11 protein-coding genes are annotated in these 13,794 nt (G+C 66.6%); 1 reads left to right on the plus strand and 10 read right to left on the minus strand.

Annotated features, from left to right (window positions below):
• Positions 1 to 8 precede the first annotated feature (8 nt).
• Positions 9 to 269, minus strand: a complete 261-nt coding sequence (locus tag A0W70_RS03710; RefSeq protein ID WP_067560669.1) for a DUF5062 family protein — start codon at positions 267 to 269, stop codon at positions 9 to 11.
• Between the two features lie 352 nt (positions 270 to 621).
• Between A0W70_RS03710 and A0W70_RS03715 the strand changes: the two genes are divergently transcribed.
• Positions 622 to 2,901 (plus strand): mechanosensitive ion channel domain-containing protein, encoded by a 2,280-nt coding sequence (locus A0W70_RS03715; protein WP_067560671.1) that lies wholly within the window; start codon positions 622 to 624, stop codon positions 2,899 to 2,901.
• Between the two features lie 271 nt (positions 2,902 to 3,172).
• On the opposite strand, the gene A0W70_RS03720 is transcribed toward A0W70_RS03715, so the two are convergent.
• The 9 genes from A0W70_RS03720 to A0W70_RS03760 all read right to left on the minus strand — a co-directional run bounded on the left by A0W70_RS03720 (position 3,173) and on the right by A0W70_RS03760 (position 13,700).
• Positions 3,173 to 3,628: a very short patch repair endonuclease gene (locus A0W70_RS03720; RefSeq protein ID WP_067560673.1), complete on the minus strand. Its 456-nt coding sequence runs from the start codon at positions 3,626 to 3,628 to the stop codon at positions 3,173 to 3,175.
• Positions 3,625 to 4,935 (minus strand): DNA (cytosine-5-)-methyltransferase, encoded by a 1,311-nt coding sequence (gene dcm, locus A0W70_RS03725; protein ID WP_067560675.1) that lies wholly within the window; start codon positions 4,933 to 4,935, stop codon positions 3,625 to 3,627. The genes A0W70_RS03720 and dcm overlap by 4 nt, the downstream gene beginning before the upstream one ends.
• 314 nt (positions 4,936 to 5,249) lie before the next feature.
• Positions 5,250 to 6,107, minus strand: a complete 858-nt coding sequence (locus A0W70_RS03730) for an alpha/beta fold hydrolase (protein ID WP_067560677.1) — start codon at positions 6,105 to 6,107, stop codon at positions 5,250 to 5,252.
• A gap of 42 nt (positions 6,108 to 6,149) precedes the next feature.
• On the minus strand, positions 6,150 to 7,313 hold the full coding sequence (iadA, locus tag A0W70_RS03735; RefSeq protein ID WP_067560678.1) for a beta-aspartyl-peptidase: 1,164 nt from the start codon (positions 7,311 to 7,313) through the stop codon (positions 6,150 to 6,152).
• Between the two features lie 146 nt (positions 7,314 to 7,459).
• Positions 7,460 to 10,078: a cyanophycin synthetase gene (gene cphA / locus A0W70_RS03740; RefSeq protein ID WP_067560681.1), complete on the minus strand. Its 2,619-nt coding sequence runs from the start codon at positions 10,076 to 10,078 to the stop codon at positions 7,460 to 7,462.
• Entirely contained in the window at positions 10,075 to 10,923 is an 849-nt protein-coding gene (locus A0W70_RS03745) for a cyanophycinase (RefSeq protein ID WP_067560683.1), read from the minus strand. The genes cphA and A0W70_RS03745 overlap by 4 nt, the downstream gene beginning before the upstream one ends.
• 295 nt (positions 10,924 to 11,218) lie before the next feature.
• Positions 11,219 to 11,701, minus strand: a complete 483-nt coding sequence (bfr, locus tag A0W70_RS03750) for a bacterioferritin (protein ID WP_067560686.1) — start codon at positions 11,699 to 11,701, stop codon at positions 11,219 to 11,221.
• A gap of 136 nt (positions 11,702 to 11,837) precedes the next feature.
• The gene (locus A0W70_RS03755) at positions 11,838 to 13,277 is read right to left on the minus strand and encodes a sensor domain-containing diguanylate cyclase (RefSeq protein WP_067560688.1); all 1,440 of its coding nucleotides are present in this window, start codon (positions 13,275 to 13,277) and stop codon (positions 11,838 to 11,840) included.
• Between the two features lie 180 nt (positions 13,278 to 13,457).
• Positions 13,458 to 13,700, minus strand: a complete 243-nt coding sequence (locus A0W70_RS03760) for an HP1242/YdcH family protein (RefSeq protein ID WP_067560690.1) — start codon at positions 13,698 to 13,700, stop codon at positions 13,458 to 13,460.
• Positions 13,701 to 13,794: the final 94 nt, after the last annotated feature.

A 13,794-nucleotide genomic window follows, 5' to 3' on the forward strand; every position in this document is an offset into this window, starting at 1 on the left:
TGGGCGCACTACTGGCGCAGCGGATGGTCCTCGGGCAACTGTTTCGCCACCCATTGGGCCAGCTTGTGCTTGATCTTCGGCATCGACTCGTCGCCGCGGGCGAGCGGCTGGATCAGGCCGTCGTGCACCAGCAGGCGGTAGACAAAGGTGAGTTTGTCGTCCTGCGAGTCGGTAGCCTCGAACTCGACCACGCCCCGCTGCTCGCCGTACTCCATACCGCGGCGCAGTGCCTCCTTGACCAGCTCCGCTTCATGTTTGCTCTTTTTCATCGTGAGCGCTCCCGTTGCCGCCGGCTGTCGAGGTGCAGCAGCCCCGATGGTACGCCGCATGGCGGATGGCGGCATGCGGCGGAATTGTCGGAACCACTTGCCGGCACCCCTTGCCGGGGTGAGTGCCGGGGCGATTACACTGTGCCGACCGCGCGGGCGCTGCAGCAGTAACCGCTGCGTCGCCGTGAGACCGTAGGCCGGCTTTTGCCGCGAGGCAACAGCCGGCATGCGCGGCGCAGTGGCCGTAATCCTGGCGCCGGCTGGCTCCCTTCGGTCGCAAGCCGGCCTACGCCGTCAGACCTCGGCTGGCGAGCGGCGGCAAAACGAATCAGTTCGAAAAGCGAGAGCAACGATGTCAGTAATCCGGACGTGCCTGCAGCCCATCGCCCGCCTGTGGGTGCCGGTGGCCTTTCTCGTGCTCATGGCGCTGCCGACGCTGGGCGCCGCGCAGGTACTGCAGGCCCAGCAGCAGTCGACCGATGAAGCGGCGGCGGAGCCGGAGAAACCCTCCGCGGCCGCGCTGGCCGATCTGCTCGAGGACGAGACCAGCCGCCAGCGACTGATCGAGGATCTCCGCCGGGTGGCGGCCGAGCACGAGGGCGCGCCGGAGACCGCGACCACGGCCCCGTCGCTGCCGGAACGGATCGCCGCCGCTAGCCAGGCGATGGCCAGCCAGGTCGTCGGCCAGTTCCAGCAGGCGCTCGCCGCGCTGCAATCAATCGGCTCCGGCCCGGCCATCGACTGGGCCGCCGTCGGGCAGGATGCCTGGGACCTCGGCCTGCTGATACTCGGCACCGCGGCCGCATTCCTGCTCCTGCGGCTGTTCGCGCGCCGGCTGTTCGCGCGGGTCGGTGGCTGGGCGGCGAATGGTCAGGGTGCGGCGGCCCTCCTGCGCCGGTTCTGGGGGGTGTTGCTGGCGGTACTGATCGATGCCGGCGTGATTGCCCTCGGGTGGTTGGCAGGGTGGGCGATCGCCCTGTTTGCACTCGGTGAGAGCGGTGTCGCCGATACGCGCCTGCTGCTTTTCCTCAACGCGTTCGTATTGATCGAGGGCATCAAACTGCTCATTCGGGTGGTGTTCGCGGCTCGCTATGACGGGCTCCGGCTACTGCCGATCAGTGGTGAAGAGGCGGCGTACTGGAATGCCTGGCTGGCGCATCTCACGAGCTTCGTCGGCTACGGCGCACTCGTGGCCGTCCCGCTCGTGCGCACCGTGCTGTCCCCGGCATTGGCGCAGATCCTCTATGTCCTCGTGGTGGCGATCGGATTCGTCTACGGGCTGTCGATCGTCCTCCAGAACCGCGCCCGGGTGCGCCGCCTGCTGGAGGGCTGGTCGCAGCACGCGGCGCTCGGCTCGACCCGCGTGGCGGCGGCGGTGCTGGCGCGGATCTGGCATTTCCCGGCGATCGCTTATCTGCTCGCCCTGCACGCGGTGCTCCTGCTGCGCCCGGAAGAGGCGTTGCCGTTCATGGCGCGGGCGACCCTGCAGAGTCTGGTGGCGATCGGCTTCGGCATTCTCCTCAGTGCCGTGATCGGACGTGCGATCAGCCGCGGTATCCGGATCCCCGCGGCCAGCCGCGAGAAATTCCCGTTGCTGGAAGCGCGCCTGAACGCGTTCGTGCCGCGCGGTCTCCAGGCCATTCGGTTCGCGATCGTCGTGCTGGTCGTCGCGCTGGTGCTCGATGGCTGGCAGGTCTTCGATCTCGGCGCCTGGCTGGCCTCCGACGCCGGGTTGGCCGCGGTGACCGCGCTGGCATCGATCCTCGGGATCCTCGTGGTAGCCGTCGTCGCCTGGATCGCGATCGCGAGCGCGGTTGATTACTGGCTCAGTCCGGAGACCGGGACCGGGCTGCCGAGCGCGCGCCAGCGCACGCTGCTGGCCCTGTTCCGCAACGCCGCGGCGGTGGTGATCGTGACCATGGCCGGGATGATTCTGCTCACCGAGCTCGGGATCAATATCGGCCCGCTGCTCGCCGGCGCCGGCGTGCTCGGTCTGGCGATCGGCTTCGGCGCACAGAAGCTCGTTCAGGACATTATCGGTGGCGTGTTCATCCAACTGGAGAACGCGATCAACACGGGCGACTGGATCGATGCCGGCGGCATCAGCGGCACGGCCGAACGTCTGAGCATTCGTTCGGTCGGGATCCGCGACCTCTCCGGGACCTTCCATATCGTGCCGTTCTCCTCCGTCGACACGGTTTCCAACTACATGCGCGATTTCGCGTACCACGTCGGGGTCTATGGCGTCGCGTATCGCGAAAACACCGATGAGGTCATCAAGCACCTGATCGCCGCCTTCGAGGATCTGCGGGAAGACCCGGAGATGAGTCCCGAGATCCTGGACGATCTGGAGATCAGTGGCGTCACGGCGTTCGATACCAGCTCGGTCAATATCCGGATCCGGATCAAGACGACGCCCGGCAACCAGTGGCGCATGGGACGTGCCTACAATCGCCTCGTCAAACAGCATTTCGATGCCGCCGGTATCGAGATCCCGTTCCCGCACACCACCGTGTACTTCGGCCACGACAAGGATGGATCGGCCCCGGCGGCGAACCTGCGGCTGCTGGATCAGCGCGCGGAAGACGGCTCGGCCACCGATGGCGACGGGGCGGAGCGTGATGACGGTTGAGACGCCGTCCGCCGGCATGTTCTCCGCTTCGCAGCGGACAGGTGGGCCTACGTGGTGCGGTGTCCGTAGGCGCGTTTTCGCTGCAGGCGAACGCGCGCATCGGGGCTTGGCCGGTATCCGGCGCTTTGGGCGGGCAGCGCGCATTCGACCGGTGCGGTGGCTCCGGTCGAAGACGCGCCTACGGGGTCGTGCGCATAGCGGATGCATCCGGTGTACGTGATGCGGTGTTCGTAGGCGCGTTTTCGCCGAAGGCGAACGCGCGCATTACCCCTCATGCGCGTCCGTGCACCTCCGTGCTGCCGTGGTTCGAGACCAGCCAGTCGCTGACCGCGCGCACGAGCTGATCGAACTCCCAGCGGCCGTGGCCGCGCATGGCGCACTCCCAGATCTCCAGCGAACGCCATCCGGCCTCTTCGAGGCGCGCGCGGTTGCGGGCGTCGCGGGCCCGGTTGGCGTCGATCTTGGCCTGCCAGAACTCGGGGCGCGTCTTCGGCAGCCGGAACAGCTCGCAGTCATGCCCGTGCCAGAAACAGCCGTGGATGAATATGACGGCGTGGTATTTCGGCAAAACGATATCCGGCTTGCCGGGCAGATCCTTGCGGTACAGGCGATAGCGGAATCCGAGCGCGAACAGCGCCCGGCGCAGGGCGATCTCGGGCTTGGTGTCGGTGGCGCGGACGCGGGCCATGAGGCGGCTTCGGGTGGCCGCGTCCATGATGTCCGTCATGCCGTGACCATCTCCATCGGCAGCGGGTACTGCGGCGAGCGGCGGTCCGCCTGCATCTGCGCCAGCACCTGCGGCACCATCACCCGGGCGATCTCGCGGATGACCGGCACGGCGACGGAATTGCCGAACTGCCGGTAGGCCTGGGTATCGGATACCGGGATCGCGAAATCATCGCCGAAGCCCATCAGCCGGGCGCATTCGCGCGGCGTCAGGCGGCGCGGCCGCTCTCCTTCGCCGCGGTCGATCAGGATCTCCGAGCCGTCCTTGTGGTAGCGGGCCGAGAGTGTGCGGGTGGTGTCGGCGGGTCCGACCCGGCTGAAACCGAAGCCGTTGCCGGCCGCTTCGTGTTTGCGGCGGTAGTCCTGCAGGTAACGCCAAAGATGCTCACTGAGCGTGTAGCGCTCGGCCACGGTGGCCCGCTCGCCGACGGTGTAGTGGCGCTCCGGGGCTTCGCTGCCGTCTTCCGGGTGGAGGACCTCGCCGAGCGTGCGGGCCGTGGGCTCCGGGAACGCCAACTGGTCCCAGGAAAACGGCGTGTCCTCGCGGAAGCCGACCATGTAGATCCGTTCGCGGTGCTGTGGGACGAAGCCCTTCGCGTCGATGACGCGATCGTACACGCGGTAGCCGAGGTCTTCTTCAAGTACGCGCCGGATAACGGCGTACGTGCGCCCGCCGTCATGGTTGCGGAGGTTCTTCACGTTCTCCAGCAGGAACGCGCGCGGGCGTTTCACCTCCAGTATCCGCGCCACGTCGAAGAACAGCGTGCCCTGCGCCTCGCACAGGAAGCCGTGTTCGCGCCCGAGGCTGTTCTTCTTCGACACTCCGGCGAGCGAGAAGGGCTGACAGGGGAAGCCCGCCAGCAGCACGTCGTGATCCGGGATTCGTGAGCGGATGCTGCGGCTGTTCGTGGCCGTGTCGTCGGACGGGGCCGTGATCTCGCGCAGATCCGCGTGGATCTCCTCATCCTCGTTGCCGAAATTCGCGCGATAGGTCTGCAGGGCGAAGCGGTCCCACTCGCTCGAGAACACGCAGTGGCCGCCGGCGTCTTCGAATCCGCGACGGATGCCGCCGATGCCGGCGAACAGGTCGATGAAGCGGAATGCGCCGGCTCCCGCCGGGGCATTGGCCGTCCAGTCGCGCATCAGGCCGCCGATCGCCGCCGACCAGTGGGCTGGAATCGCCGGCCGCCCGTGGACCCAGCGCCGGACGGTGCGATCGCTGACGCCGAGCCCCCGGGCCAGTTCCGTCGGCGTGAACAGTTGCAGGGCGGAACGCAGGGCGCGATCGGCGTCGGGGGCATCGGTCATGGTCAAGCTACCGGTGGGAAAGACTGCGGACATTATGTCCGTAACGATTCCCGCCGTACACCACGGAACTCGGCCGCCGCCGAGGAGATGTAACCGGGGGATGCCCGTCTGCGGTATCTCCGGAACAGACCGGCTCGAAGGAGTTGAATAAAGACAGCATGCAGGTTTCAACCCTACAAGGATGGCGAACTGCAGGACTATTCGGTCAACTGACCGAAGCTTGCGTGGATTCGCATTGACTGCAACGGGTCGGGCCGCGCCGGCCCATCCATTTCACGCGCGGACCAGTCCCGCTGCGCGCAGCGAGCGCGCCGCTATCCCCGTGCCAGAAACGGACCGAGCGCATCGGCGACCGGCCGCGGGGTCTCCATATGCAGATGGTGATGCCCTTCGAGACGATCGATCGCGAGGTCGTCGATCGCCTCGACCCGCTGCTCCAGCGCCGGGCGCTCCATGGGCAGCAGCCCGCGGTCACCCACCACGAGGCGCGTCGGTGCGCGGATGCCCCGCAGTACGGCGACTACCTGATCCTCGGTGAAACGATAGGGGGCCGGCAGGCGCAGGCGGCGATCGCTGCGCCACCGGACACCGCCGTCGACCGCGAGCGTGGCACGCTCGACCAGCAGGCGCGCGGCGGGTTCATCGAGGCCGCCCGCCATTCGCCTGGCCTCGATCGCCTGTTCAATCGCGGGATAGGTTCGCGCCGGGCGATCGCTCCTCACGCGGGCCCGGTCGAGTGCATGCGCCAGTCGCCGTGGGGTCTCGTTCGGGTGTTCCGTGAGCGGGCCCAGCGCCTCGATCAGGGTCAGCCGGGTGATGCGGTCGGGACATGCTCCGGCGACGAACGTGGCCACGGCGCCGCCCAGCGAGTGGCCGAGCAGCGCGAATCGCTCCCAGCCCAGGGCGTCCGCGGCGCCGAGCACATCATGCACGTAGTCGATAAAGTGGTAATGGCAGCCCGCCGGCCGGTGGTCCGAATGCCCGTGCCCGGGTAGATCCAGCGCGACCAGCCGGATGCCGTCGAGCAGCGGTGCCAGCGGCTCGAAGCTGGCGGCGTTGTCGAGCCAGCCGTGAAGGGCGAGTACCGGGACGCCATCGGCCGGACCGTGTACCCGCGCGGCGAGCCGTAACGGACCCACCGGGAGTTCGATTTCCTCGGCGTCGTGGTTCATGCGGTCGGGGATCCGTACGGGCGTCGAACAGGCCGCCGACCGTCAGCCGGCGTCCAGGAAGATCCGGCGCCCGGCGGCGAACGTCTGGCGCGGCTGCAGATCGGCATCGATCAAGGCGATATCGGCCGCGAAGCCGGTGGCGAGCCTGCCCTTGCGGTGCTGCAGGCCGAGCACGCGCGCTACATTGCCGGTGATCAGCCCGAGCGCGTCCCCGATTGGCAGGACGCCATCGCGCACGAGCTTCTGCCATGCGCCCAGCAGTTCGGTATTGCGGGCGACGCGCATGCCGGCGTAATCGCCATTGGCATCGAACTCCGGCAGGCTGCCGTTACAGTCGGAACTCAGGGTGATGCGATCGGCCGGTACACCACGCCGCAGCAGCTCGACGACCGCGTTGTAGGCGGAAAACTCGCTATCGCCCGGGCAATCGTCGAAGGCGGTTACGTCGATGGTCGCCCCGTACATCTTCGCGTACTCCGCCGCCTCTTCGAGCAACTCGTGCCGGCGGTTCACGTGCGTCGGGATGACCTGATCCGGGGGGATCTCGGTCTCCGACAGCAGCCGGCGCAGCGGTTCGAGGCCGCGGCGGCCGTCGCCCACGTGGAAGTGGCAGATGCCGCGCTTGCCGGCGAGCATGCCACCGACACGCGCTTCGCTGACCAGGCGCGCGATCTCTTCCTGCGTGGGCTGGCTGGACCGATGGTCGGAGATGGCGATCTCGCCGACGCCGATTACCTCGGGAATCCAGGCCAGGTCGCGCTGGATGTCTCCGGTCAGCGTCGGCGCTGGCACGCGATACGCGCCGGTGTACATGTAGGCGTCGATGCCGTCCGCGCAAAGGCCCCGGACGCCGGCGAGCAGATCGGCGGGTGAGCGGCTGACGCTGTCGGTTCCTAAAACGCCGACCACCGTGGCGATCCCCATGCAGGCGATGTCGGCCGCGCTCATCGCCGGGCAGCGGGTGCCGCAACCGCCCTCGCCGCCACCGCCGGTGACGTGGGCGTGCTGGTCGATGAAGGCCGGTACGGCGGCGAGGTCGGGGGCGTCGATGATCTCGACCGGCCAGTCGGGCGGCACGGAGAGGTTGCTGCCCAGTGCCGCGATCCGGCCGTCGGCGATCAGGATCTCCGTGGCGTCGACAGTTTCCGGCGTGTGGATGGTGCCGACGCGCAGGAGGGTCAGGAGCGGCTCGCTGGGGGCAGTCATCGCGGGGGCCGGGGCGTGTTCATCGGTGGTTTGGTTGGCCTTGCCAGTCGTCAGTGATGTTGTGATGCACTGCGGGTACTTTCGCGGGCAAGCCCGCTCCTACAGGGTGTGGGTTCCCGTAGGAGCGGGCCTTGCCCGCGAACCGGTCAGCCGCCTGACAGCGTCGCGGTGCGGAAGCTGCGGCTCTTCACCTTGTGGGTCGCGCCCTCGAGGTCATCGACCAGCAGCACCAGCAGGTCGCCTTCCTTCGCCTCGTCCAGCGCGCGCTCGACGGCGTCCTCCTCGCTCATCACGATCTCGGACTGGCACGAGCCCTCGGCATCGGCGCCGCTCTTGACCAGGCCCGCCGCTTCACCGAGTTCACGCCCGCGCGGGTGGGTCTCGCAGACGAACAGCATGTCGTGCATCTTCGCGATCTGACCGCCGAGGGCGTAGATGTCCTCATCGCGGCGGTTGCCGGGCGCGCTCGCCACGCAGATCCGGCGATGGGCGCTCAGGTTGCTGACGAGCGTGTCGAGCGCTTCCAGCGCCGGGACGTTGTGCCCGTAGTCGATCAGGACCTTCACGCCGTCGGCGTCGATCAGGTTCGTCCGGCCCGGGTTCTGGCCTGGCGTCGGATGGAAGGTCTGGAGGCCCATCTGGATGTCGGCAGCGGTCAGGCCCAGACCATGAGCCGCGGCCGCTGCCGCCAGCGCGTTGGCGACGTTGAAACGGGCGTGGCCCTCGAACGTGATGGGCGCATCGGCGACGTGGATGACCTTCGCCTCGACGTGGCCCTGGCGCATGACGATGTGATCGTCCTTCACGGTATAGGCGACGCCATGTTCACGTACATGCTGGCGCACCGGGCGCGACTCGGGATCCATCGTGAAGTAGATGATGTCGCCGCGGGCCCACTGCGCACCCTCCAGGCAGCGCTCATCATCTGCATTGATCACGGCGGTACCGCCCTGGCGAACGGCGTCGATGACGACCGTCTTGCAGCGGGCGAGTTCATCCAGCGTATGGATGTCGCGCTCGCCGAGGTGATCGCTGGCGATGTTGAGCAGCACACCGACTTCGCACTCGTCGAAACCGAGGCCCCGGCGCATGATGCCCCCGCGGGCGACCTCCAGCACGGCGTGCTCGACGGTCGGCTCCTTGAGCACCGTGCTGGCCGCATGGGGCCCGCTGTAGTCGCCACGCATGACGACATGGTTGTCGATCTCGATCGTGCCGGTGCAGGCGAGTCCGGTCTTGCGTCCGGACTGGCGCAGGATATGCGAGATCAGGCGTGCGGTAGTGGTCTTGCCGTTCGTGCCGGTGATCGCCGTGATCGGAATGCGGCCGTTGTTGGCCGGATCCGGGAACAGCATGTCGACCACGTGTTTGCCGACATCGCGGCCCTGACCATGGGTCGGCGAGGTATGCATGCGGAAGCCGGGGCCGGCATTCACTTCGACGACGCCCGCCGATTGCTCATCGAGCGGTTTGCTCATGGTCTCGGCGAGCAGGTCGATGCCGATGATGTCCAGGCCAATCAGCCGGGCGATGCGCTCGGCGGCGTAATGGACTTCCGGGTGTACATCGTCGGTCACATCAGTCGCGGTACCGCCGGTGCTGAGATTGGCGGTGGATTTCAGCCACACGATATGGCCATCCGGGATGACGCTGTTGAGCGTGAATTCCTGTTGCGCGATCAGCCTGTGGGTCTGTTCGTCGACGTGGATCTGCGTCAGCAGGTTCTCGTGACCGACACCGCGGCGCGGGTCCTGGTTCTCCGTGTCGATCAGTTCCTGCAGGGTCGACTCGCCGTCACCCGTGACGTGCGCGGGGCGCCGGCGTGCGGCGGCGATCAGTTTGCCGTCGACGACCAGCAGGCGGTGATCCTCGCCCTTGACGTATTTCTCGACCACGACCGTCTCGTGGCGATGATAGGCGGCGTCATAGCCTTCGCGCAGCGCCGCGTCGTCGTTGATGTCGGTACTGACGCCACGGCCATGGTTCCCCACCAGCGGCTTGGTGGCCACCGGATAACCGATCCAGTAGGCGGCTTCCAGGGCTTCCTCGAACGAGTAACAGATCTGGCCCTGCGGCACCGGGATTCCCGCATCGCCAAGAATCTGCTTGGTCCAGTTCTTGTCGTCGGCGATGCCGTAACCGATCAGACTCGTGCCCCAGGTCACGGTCGCCTGGAAGCGCTGCTGCAGATGGCCGTGGCCGAGCTGGATGTAGCTGCTCTCATCGCTCAGGCGCTGGTACGGGATGTCGCGCGCCTTGGCCGCGTTGACGATCGCCGCCGTCGACGGGCCCAGCATGTGGGCGTCGCGGACTTCCTTGAGGCGCGTGATGATCGCTTCCATGTCGATCTCGTCGCCATCGAAGAGCCGGCGGACGAAATCGACCGCCTCGCGTCCCGCCGCAAGGCCACAGGCCTCGTCGCGGTAGCGGTAACAGACGTTGTAGATGCCGGGTTCGTAGGAATCGACCGTTTTGCCGTAGCCGACCGAGAAGCCGATCATGTTCTGGAATTCGATCGATACGTGCTCGACCACGTGGCCGGCCCAGGTGCCGCGGCGGACGCGTTCCAGGAAACCGCCCGGGCGGCCAACGGAACAGCGATGATCATGGATGGTCGGGATCAGTTCCTGCAGGCGTTCGACGATGCCGGGGATGGTGTCGCTGGGCCGATCCTCCAGGTCCTCGATGTCGAGCCGCATGAAGATCGTCAGGTAGCGGCTGTAGTAGTTCGGCCCGCGCAGGGCACGATGTTCAAGTATTTTCATTCGAACTCCCGCATCTTCGTCTGCAGTGCTTCAGGGTCCAGGTAGCGGCGTTCGTCGATGTCGAAGCCGTGACCGCTGATCAGGGCATGCATCACGACGTTCTCGATGGCGACCGCTTCCCCCATCGCCAGCTCGGCGATGTTGGAACTGGCCAGATCGCGCGTATCGACGATGATGACGTGCCCGGTGCCGATCGCCTCGAGCACGCGATTGCGGTGGATGATCACCGCCGCATCCTCACCCAGACCGACGCCGAGATATTCGGGGTTGGTCGCGCCGACCTCCATCAGGCGGGTGAATCGGCCGCGTTCCAGGAAATGGCTGTCGATGATGATCCCCTCGACGAAGCCGAGGCCGGAACTCATTTTGACCGCGCCCTTGTGGAGAGCGTCCGCCGCGCCGCCGTTGTAGATCATGGTCGTCGACTGGGCCACCGCGCCCGCGCTCGTCCCGGCGATTACGCCGCCGTTCGCATAGTGGCTGCGGATCGCCTTGAGCATCGGCGAACCGCCGAGGACATTGGTGAGGCGGAGCTGGTCGCCCCCGGTGAAGAACACCACGCCGGAGCGCCGGATCAGTTCGATGCTCTCCGGGTCCGCCGCGTCATTCCGCTCACGCACGGACAGGCAATGGACCTTGCTGGCGCCGATACGCCCGAATGCCTCCTCGTAGACGGGCAGTATTTCCTCCGGGACGCCGCTCGCGGTCGCGATCACCGTCACCTCGTCGCTGCCTTCGGGCGCGAAGCTGAACACCTTCGACAGGACCTCGAGTTCCTGCTCGCGATCCTCCGCGCCGCCGATGGCGATCAGGGTGCCGTAATTGTCATCGGGGTCAGTAGTCATAGGTTTCCGCTTGCCGCATCAGCGATGCCTTCAGGTGTATTCGGTTGGAGGATTTCTACGGAGGAGGCTTGTTCTGCAGACCAGTGTAGCACCCGCCGGGCATGCCCGGTGCGCGGGTGCCAACCGCACCCCCTTATTGTTGGCCAGGATGCGCGGATTGGTTATCCCTTTTTGCCCGCTTTTGGCAAAGAAAAAACTGAATACGGCCGGGCCGGCGGTGTCCGGCGCGATGTCGCGCGGCGGCGGCAGCGGAAAGGGCCGGCGGCACCGCGGGTGCCGCCGGATTCGGGCCGGTTCATTCCCCGGCCGGGGCGTCCATCCAGGATTGGCGATAATTCTCGATGCCCATCGAGTCGATCAGCCCGAGCTGCGTGTCGAGGTAGTCGTGATGGCCCTCTTCGTCCGCCAGCAACGCGGTGAACAGGTCACGGCTGGCATAATCGCGCGCTTTCTCGCAGTAGCCAGCGGCTTCGCGATAGAGCGCGAGCGCTTCCTTCTCGGCCGCGAGATCGTTCTCCAGCACCTCGCGTACATCGTTGCCGATGCGCAGCGGATCGAGTTCCTGCATCTGCGGTTCGCCCTCGAGGAACAGGATCCGCCGGATGAAACGATCGGCATGGCCCATCTCCTCGGTGGCCTCCTGCATCTCCTTCTGCGCGAGCCCGTTCACGCCCCAGTGCTCGAGTTTGCGCGAGTGGAGCATGTACTGATTGATCGCCGTGAGCTCGCTGCGCAGCCCGCGATTGAGATATTCGATGACCTTCGCGTCGCCTTTCATGTCTGTTCCCCGGAGCCACGTGCCGTTGGGCTGGATGTGCCGATTGTTCCTGCCCCGGTGAAGCTATAGACGAGATCCGCTGCGGTCAATGGACAGCGCAGACGGCGGCCTCTGCAGCCCGGTCCCACGGACGGGATCAGTCGGTGCTTACACGGTTGCGCCCCGCCCCCTTGGAGCGGTACAGCGCCGCGTCCGCACGCGCGACCAGTGCCGTGAGATCCTCGTTGCGGGCGTGCTGGGCCACGCCGGCGCTGACCGTCACGGCGAGTTCCTCGCCGCCGTGGCGTGTGCCGTGGCCGGCCACCGCGGCGCGGATCTTCTCCGCGATGGCCTCCGCGTCATGGAGCGTGCACTCCCCGAGCAGGATCAGGAATTCGTCGCCGCCCCAGCGGCACAGGGTATCCGCTTCCCGGACATGCTCGTTGATGACGCCGGCGAGCATGCGGATCACGGCATCGCCGGCGGCATGACCGTGCTCGTCGTTGACGCGTTTGAACTCATCGATGTCGAGCGCGATCAGCGATATCGGGCTACCGCTTCTGCGGCTCCAGCGCACGACCTGCTCGAACAGGGTCGAAAATACCTGGCGGCTGGCGGCGCCGCTGAGCTCATCGCGGGTCGCCATTTCCTCGAGCCGCACCTGATAACCGCGCACCGTGAACCATGCCGTGACGAGCACGATGGCGGCGAACACCAGCGCGATCACGATATTCAGGAACAGGGTGTTCAGAATGCGCGAATTCGCGGGCGACCCCGCCTGCTCGACGATCAGATACCACCCGAACTCCGGGATCAGGCGGCTGTTGAGGTGCACGGTGTTCCCGTCGGCGTCGGTATAGCGGGCCGTCGCGTTCTGGCTCGTGAGGATCTGCGTCGCGACCGACTGCAGGCCCGGGTGCTCGCGGATGCGCTCTGGACCATCGTAGCTCTCGCCCCGCAGCTGCACCTGCCCCTCGCGGTCGATGAAAAAGATCCGCCGGCCGTAGCGGTGCTCGTAGCTCTCGATCAGCTCCGCGACCGAATCCACGGCGAGGCCGATACCGGTCGCCCCGATGTAATCGCCGGCATAGTCGTGGACGCGATAATTCACGAAGATGGTCAGGCGATCCGGACTCGCCGTGTCGTGGTCGACGTTGATCTCGTAGGGGGCGTCCATTGCGCGGACGCGGAAATACCATTCGTCCAGCGGCTCGCCGCGTTCGACCGTGCGCAGCACCCCGTCGGGGTGGTAATAGCGGCGGGTTTCTTCGGAGACGAAGAAGGCGGTCGTGGTGTCGTGCTTGTCCTGGATCTCACTGAGGTAGCGCAGGATGCTCGCGCGGTCGTTCTCTCCCTCAAGGGTCCAGTCGCGCAGGAACGTGTCGTGCGCCATGAGCGAGGCGATGAGCACGGAGCGCAGCAGGTCCTGCTCGATCTCCGAGTAGACATTGTCGCTGGTCAGCGGCAGCGTCTCGTTCGATATGCGCTGGTCGAGGGAATCCCGGGCGACGTAATACCCGACCACGCTCGTGGCGATGAAGCCAAGGACCAGCACGCCGATCAGGGCTGCGACGAAGTACAGTTTCCGGTAGGGCAAAAAGGTCTCTCCGCGGAGCGTCGAAAAATCGTCGCTTGTGCCCGTGAACGGGCATAGCCGTGCCCATCGCGGGACACGTCCCGCAGTAGAGTACAACTTTCGTGCCTGGAAATATCCGGCGCCTGCGTGATCCCGGCGCCGGCGGGTGCCGGGGATCCCCGGCCCGCCGTGGCCTTGCCGTCAGACCGCCGCCATCAGGTTCTCGTAGAGGCGGTCCTTGAGGTGGACGCGCTCGCGCTTGCGTGCCTCCATGTAATCGTCCGTGACCGGCTCATCGCGCGCCTCCAGTCCCTCGATCTCCTTGGTCAGGCGGTTGTATTCGGTCATGAGACGCGCGAACTCGGCGTCTTCCACCTTCAGGCGATGAATGGTCTCGCGATAGTCGGGGAAATCCTCGATCAGTGCGTGATGCTCACCATACATGCTGGCGATCTCCTCTACGGGGCGTAACGTTTGCCAGTGCCCCTACTGTAGTGACATGACCCGGCGTTGTCTGTCGGGGTATTTGCCCCTGTGT

This window comes from Halofilum ochraceum (genome assembly GCF_001614315.2).
GTDB lineage: Bacteria > Pseudomonadota > Gammaproteobacteria > XJ16 > Halofilaceae > Halofilum > Halofilum ochraceum.